Source organism: Mycobacterium sp. TH-M106 (genome assembly GCF_057473765.1).
In genome coordinates this window covers 1-4,335 of sequence record NZ_JBYCLE010000563.1, presented here as the reverse complement: position 1 = coordinate 4,335, position 4,335 = coordinate 1, and the positions used below count along the sequence as shown (strand labels likewise).

Annotated in this window: 6 protein-coding genes; all 6 read right to left on the bottom strand. The window is 68.3% G+C overall.

Annotation, left to right across the window (positions count from 1 at the left end; all coding sequences use genetic code 11):
* Window positions 1–1,203, bottom strand: a 1,203-nt coding sequence (locus AC2VOP_RS19345; protein ID WP_486962472.1) for an aminoacyl--tRNA ligase-related protein, incomplete at its 3' end; no start/stop codon positions are given.
* A 75-nt stretch (window positions 1,204–1,278) separates the two neighbouring features.
* Complete coding sequence (locus AC2VOP_RS19340; RefSeq protein ID WP_486962471.1) at window positions 1,279–1,902, bottom strand: PaaI family thioesterase; 624 nt, start codon at window positions 1,900–1,902, stop codon at window positions 1,279–1,281.
* A gap of 49 nt (window positions 1,903–1,951) precedes the next feature.
* Window positions 1,952–2,818 carry an aldo/keto reductase gene (locus AC2VOP_RS19335; protein ID WP_486962470.1) on the bottom strand — a complete coding sequence of 289 codons (867 nt, stop codon included), beginning with the start codon at window positions 2,816–2,818 and terminating at the stop codon, window positions 1,952–1,954.
* A 10-nt stretch (window positions 2,819–2,828) separates the two neighbouring features.
* Window positions 2,829–3,167 carry a cupin domain-containing protein gene (locus AC2VOP_RS19330; protein ID WP_486962469.1) on the bottom strand — a complete coding sequence of 113 codons (339 nt, stop codon included), beginning with the start codon at window positions 3,165–3,167 and terminating at the stop codon, window positions 2,829–2,831.
* Window positions 3,168–3,287: 120 nt separating this feature from the next.
* Window positions 3,288–4,073 (bottom strand): helix-turn-helix transcriptional regulator, encoded by a 786-nt coding sequence (locus AC2VOP_RS19325; protein WP_486962468.1) that lies wholly within the window; start codon window positions 4,071–4,073, stop codon window positions 3,288–3,290.
* Window positions 4,070–4,335, bottom strand: a 266-nt coding sequence (locus AC2VOP_RS19320; protein ID WP_486962467.1) for a 4Fe-4S dicluster domain-containing protein, incomplete at its 5' end; no start/stop codon positions are given. The genes AC2VOP_RS19320 and AC2VOP_RS19325, both read right to left, overlap by 4 nt.

Genomic DNA, 4,335 nt, shown 5'->3' with positions numbered 1-4,335 from the left:
GGTCAGCCCGTGCACCACACCGGAGCGCTCGTAGCGGTACACGCTGCCGAACTCGAAGAGCCGCAGCGGCAGTTCCCGGTAGGACCGGCCGCGGGAGGCGAAGATCAGGTGGTGCATCGGGCAGTTCATCGGCTTGAGGTAGTAGTCCTGCCCAGGTTTGCGCAGCGTGCCGTCGTCGTCGTACTCGGCGTCGATGTGCATCGGCGGGTACATGGCCTCGGCGTACCACTCCAGGTGGCCCGATGTCTGATACAGCTGCGCCTTGGTGATGTGCGGGGTGTGGACGAACTGGTAGCCGGCCTCGACGTGCTTGCGCCGCGAATAGTCCTCCAGCTCGCGGCGAACGATCCCGCCCCTGGGGTGGAAAACTGGCAGCCCGGAGCCGATTTCGTCGGGAAAGCTGAACAGGTCCAGCTCGGCCCCCAGCTTGCGGTGGTCACGCCGCTGCGCTTCCTCGATCAGCTCCAGGTGAGCCTCCAGTGCCTCCTGTGACTCCCATGCGGTGCCGTAGATGCGTTGCAGGCTGGCGTTGTTCTGGTCGCCGCGCCAGTACGCCGCCGAGGAGCGGGTGAGCTTGAACGCCGGAATGAACCGGGTCGTCGGGATGTGCGGGCCGCGGCACAGGTCCCCCCAGACCCGGTGGCGGGTGCGCGGATTGAGGTTGTCGTAAGCGGTGAGCTCGTCGCCGCCGACCTCCATGATCTCGGCACCGGACTTGTCAAAACCGCCGGAGAGCAATTCCAGTTTGTAAGGCTCGTCGGCCAGTTCGGCGCGGGCGGCGTCGGTGGAATCGTAAACCCGGCGGGAGAACAGCTGCCCTTCCTTGACGATCTGGCGCATCCGCTTCTCCAGCGCGGCCAGGTCCTCGGGGGTGAATGCGTCGGGCACATCGAAGTCGTAGTAGAACCCGTCGGTGATCGGCGGACCGATGCCCAGCTTGGCGCCCGGGAACAGATCCTGGACGGCCTGGGCCAGCACGTGCGCACAGGAATGCCGGATCACGCTGCGGCCGTCGTCGGTGTTCGCCGCCACCGGGCTGACCTCGACGTCACGCTCGGGGGCCCAGCTGAGGTCGCGCAGCTTTCCGTCGGCGTCACGCACCACCACGATCGCATCGGGCGCGCCCCGGACGGGAAGGCCGGCGTCGCGCACCGCCGCGCCCGCGGTGGTGCCGGCGGGCACCCGAATCACGGGCGCGCTCATGTCGTGGTCTCCAGGGGTGTCGGGGCTGTCAAAGGGCTCGTGACCATGCTATCCGGGGCCTATCGGGGTGGTCGTTCACGCCTGACCGGGCTTGAGTTTGACGAAAAGTGCCTCGGCTTCGGTGAGCAAGGTGTCGCCGTCACGCAGCCGGGCCTCGACGAAGATCTTGCGGCCCGCTACCCGGCTGATGCCCGCATCGAGCTGCAACTCTTTCTCGATCGGAACGATGTTGCGGTAGTTGACCTGCAGCTGTGCGGTGCGCTGGTAGGGGCCGCGGGTGAGCAGCCACGACGCGGTGCCCAGCACAGAGTCGAACAGCAACGCGATGGCCCCGCCGTGCACCGCCCCGTTGCGGCCCAGGTGAAACCGGCGGAACCGGGCCCAGCCGTGCAGCCGTCCGTCGTCGGTTTTCGTGACCTTCATCGGCACCGCCAGCACGTTGCCGCGCATCGGCAGGTCCATCCGGCGCCCCGAGGGCGACGACCACTCGTCGGCGTCAAACGGCGCGAGCAGGTCGCACACCTGCTGCAGCGCATCGGCGGCCGCGCTGATCACGCCGTCGGGGGCGTCGACGGCGCGGGCGTGGTCGCCCAGGGTGCGCACCGCTTCGATGAACCGGCCGTAGTCGGGCCCGCCTTTGCTGGTCGGTTCGGGTGGGTTGAACCCGCCGCCGGGGTGCCGGGGATGCTCGCTGGCCACTCAGACACCGTATTGCCCGCGTGCCGCCGGTGGTCGCCCGGTGGTTGTGCTAGCCGTGTTGCGTGGCCGCCGCGGCGGCTATCTCCTCGAATTCAGCATCGCTGAGCGTGATCTCGGCCGCGGCAACGTTCTCCTCCAGGTGCGCGACGCTGGCGGTGCCCGGGATCGGCAGTATCGCCGGGGAGCGTTTCAGCAGCCAGGCCAGGGCCAACTGTGACGGCGTGGCGTCATGGTCGGCGGCGGCCTGAGCCAGCGGGCCGTCATTGGCGGCCAGCGGCCCGGCTGCCAGCGGATACCACGGGATAAAGCCGATGCCCTGACCGGTGACGGCATCCACCAGCGGGTCGGCGCCGCGGTCGACCAGGTTGTACTTGTTCTGCACCGACACGATCGAGGTGATCTCTTGGGCGGCGTACAGCTGCTCGATGCTGACCTCGGACAGGCCGATGTGGCGGATCTTGCCCTCGTCGCGCAATGCCACCAGTTCGCCGAGCTGGTCGTGTAGCGGGATATCCCGGTCGATGCGGTGCAGCTGGAACAGGTCGATGCGTTCGACGCCGAGCCGGCGCAGGCTCATCTCGACTTCCTGGCGCAGGTAGTGCGGATTGGACAGCGGAAACCACTTGTTCGGGCCGGTGCGCAGCAGCCCCGCCTTGGTGGCGATCACCAGCCCCGGGTAGGGATGCAGCGCCTCGCGGATGATCTCCTCGGAGACATACGGCCCGTACGAGTCGGCGGTGTCGATGAAGTTGACGCCCAACTCCACCGCGCGATGCAGCAACCGCACCGCCTCACCCCGATCGGCGGGTGGCCCCCAGATCCCCGGGCCGGTCAGCCGCATCGCACCGAAGCCGAGCCGGTTGACGGTCAGGTCGACGCCGAGGGTGAACGTTCCAGACGCTGCGGCTGTACTCATCTGGCCGACGTTAGTGCGACTTCGCCATGGCGACCGTCAAGAGCACCACCGAATCCTCGATGGCGTCCAGGGCGTGCCGATGCGGCGGGAGCGCCAGGTAGTCACCGGCCCGTCCCTCCCAGGCGTCGTCGCCGACGGTGAGGCGCACCCGCCCGCGCAGCACCTGCAGCGTCGCCTCCCCCGGACTCTCGTGTTCGGCCAGCGCCTGGCCAGCCCGCAGCGCGACCAGGGTCTGGCGCAGGCGGTGGACGGCCCCGCCGTAGATGGTGTGCGCGGAGCGCCCGCTGTGGTGCTGCTGCGCCTCGGCCAGCTTCTCAGCGGCGAGCTCGTTCAGGGAGATCGATTCCATCAACTGGCATCCTTTGGTCAACCGGGCTGGTCATTCGGCATCGCTCACGTCGATAGCAGAAGTACTCCCCCTACCATGCAACCTCCTTGACAACCTCGCGTCCACGGCAAGCATAGGGCCTCAACCGGTGACTTCTTCCACTCGCACTGAACCGGCGACCGAATGTTCCACCCGCACCTTTCCACCCCTTTCACCGGCCTCTCCCCGCCCACCCGGGGCCGCCGCGGTGAAGTGGGCCAGGCACAGGTTCGGTTCGACGAACGCATCCAGCCGGTCCACCTTGACCGGGGCAGCCCAGCTTTCCAGCGCACCCTGCATCAGCCCGAGATGGATCGGGCAGATCACGTCGGTCTGAGATTCGGCGAGTTCCAGGAAGGGACAGTGCCGGAACCCCACCTCCGCTTTCCGCTCGGGGCCTTCGGGGCCTTGGAGGCCTTGGGGTTCGCGCCGTACCGGTGCGAACCCCAGTTCGTCGAGCAGGTCGACGAAATGATCGATGGACTCCTCGGCGGCAACAGGTTTCGCGGCCTCGGCCAGTGACTGCAGCCGCTGCCCCCAGGCCCGGCCGGCCGCCAGTGCCTTGCTGGGCGAATCCTCGTCGGCGGCGATTCCGACGGCGAGAATCTCGGCAAGCAGTCGGTAGCGGCGAGTTCCGCCGCGATCTGGCTGGCGGACCGCGGCAAACATCAGCGCTGGTCGCCCCCGCCCCCCGTGTTGGGACTCGGCGAGTTCGACCTGGCCGTCGTCAAGCAGGGTGCCCAGGTGGAAGCGGACGGTGTTGGGGTGCACACCCAACTCGTCTGCGAGGTGCGCGATGCTCACCGGGGCATCGGCGTCCCGAAGCGCCCGAAGTACGTCGAAACGGCGTCCGCCGGGGCCTCCGGGCAACCTGGTGATGTCGCTCACTCCTGGAGGGCGTCACCCTGTGGCGGCAAGCTGGCAACCAGCGGCGTGTCGACGCCGAGCGGACCGAGCTTGGCGGCGCCGCCCGGCGACCCCAGCGGCTCGTCGCGCGACGGCAGGGTTTCAACGAAGAACGCCGCGTTGTCAGCCAGATAGGGCTCCAGGTCGTCGGGCAGGTCGTCCTCGTAGTAGATGGCCTCGACCGGGCAGACCGGCTCGCAGGCTCCACAGTCCACACACTCGTCGGGGTGGATGTAGAGAGCAC